Annotated in this window: 1 protein-coding gene; it reads left to right on the forward strand. The window is 73.6% G+C overall.

Going from position 1 to position 1,499, the window contains the following annotated elements; all coding sequences use genetic code 11:
* Positions 1–42: 42 nt before the first annotated feature.
* A complete protein-coding gene (locus tag ACFYX3_RS42030) occupies positions 43–1,479 on the forward strand; it encodes an MBL fold metallo-hydrolase RNA specificity domain-containing protein (RefSeq protein WP_389025421.1) in 1,437 nt (478 codons plus the stop codon).
* The last annotated feature ends 20 nt before the right edge of the window (positions 1,480–1,499 follow it).

A 1,499-nucleotide genomic window follows, 5' to 3' on the forward strand; every position in this document is an offset into this window, starting at 1 on the left:
TGCGACGGTGGAGTCCGGCCCACACTCCGAAGGAGGGCGGTCATGTCCGAGGCAGCCCCGAACCCCTTGTCTGCCGGTCCCGCCGCCCCGCGGCCGGCCCTGCTGAGCTTCCTGGGCGGCGTGGGAACGGTCACCGGCAGCAAGTTCCTGGTCGAGAGCGACCATGCGCGGATCCTCCTCGACTGCGGTCTCTTCCAGGGTTTCGCGAACCTGCGGCGCCGCAACTGGGAGCGGTTCGCCCGCGACGCCGCCGACGTCCAGGCCGTGGTCGTCACCCACGCCCATCTGGACCACTGCGGCTACCTGCCCCGCCTGGTCCGCCAGGGCTTCCGGGGACCGGTCCTCACCAGCGCCCACACCGCCCGGCTCGCCGGGATCGTGCTGCGCGACAGCGCCCGGCTCCAGACGGAGGCCGCCCGGCACGCGAACGAGCACGGCTGGTCCAAGCACCGCCCCGCCAAGCCCCTCTACGACGACTCCGACGTCGAGAAGACCCTGACGTTCTTCGACCCGGTCCCGGTCGGCGCCGACGTGGAGATCACGTCCGGCACCAGGCTCACCCTCCACCACGGCGGGCACATCCTCGGCTCGGCCTGGGCCCGTCTCGTCCTGGAGGACGGCCACACCCTGGCCGTCTCCGGAGACCTCGGACGGCCCGGACATCCCCTTCTGCTGCCGCCCGAGCCGTTCTCCGGCACCGACGTGCTGCTCGTGGAGTCCACGTACGGCGACCGCCGCCACGACCAGGAGTCCGCGCGGTCGGAGTTCGCCTCCGCGATCGGGCGGGCCCTCGCCCGGAACGGCACCGTCGTCATCCCCGCCTTCGCCATCGACCGCACCGAGGTCGTCCTGCACGAACTGACCCGGCTGCGCGAGACGGGCGTCCTGCCCCGCTCGGTGCCCGTCTACGTGGACAGCCCCATGGCCCTGGCCGCCCTCGACGTCTACCGCGACGCCGTACGCGAGCGGTCCGCCGAGCTGCGGCCCGAGATCCTGGCCGCGGGTGACGCGGCCCTGCGTCCTGAGCCGTTCCTCGCCGCCCGCACGGTCCAGGAGTCCATCGACATCAACAGCACCCAGGGCCCCGCCGTCATCGTCTCCTCCGCCGGCATGGCCACCGGCGGCCGCGTCCTGCACCACCTGCGCCGGCTCCTGCCCGACCCCCGCAACACCGTCGTGATCGTCGGCTTCGCCGCCGCCGGCACCCGGGCACGGGACCTCGTCGACGGCGCCCGCGTGCTGAAGATGTTCGGCGAGTACGTGCCCGTGCGCGCCGAGATCGCCGACGTGCCCCACTTCTCCGCGCACGCCGACGCGGACCAGATCATCGACTGGCTGCGCGACGCCCCTCCCCCGCACACCACCTACCTCGTCCACGGCGAACCGACCGCGTCCGCCGCTCTGCGCGACCGCATCGACCACGAGCTCGGCTGGACGGCCGTCGTCCCCCGCTCCGGCGAGGCCGTCCTGGTCCGCTGACCCGGGCCCTTCGGCCCTCC

The organism is Streptomyces sp. NPDC002463 (assembly GCF_042889835.1).
Lineage (GTDB): Bacteria > Actinomycetota > Actinomycetes > Streptomycetales > Streptomycetaceae > Streptomyces > Streptomyces nymphaeiformis.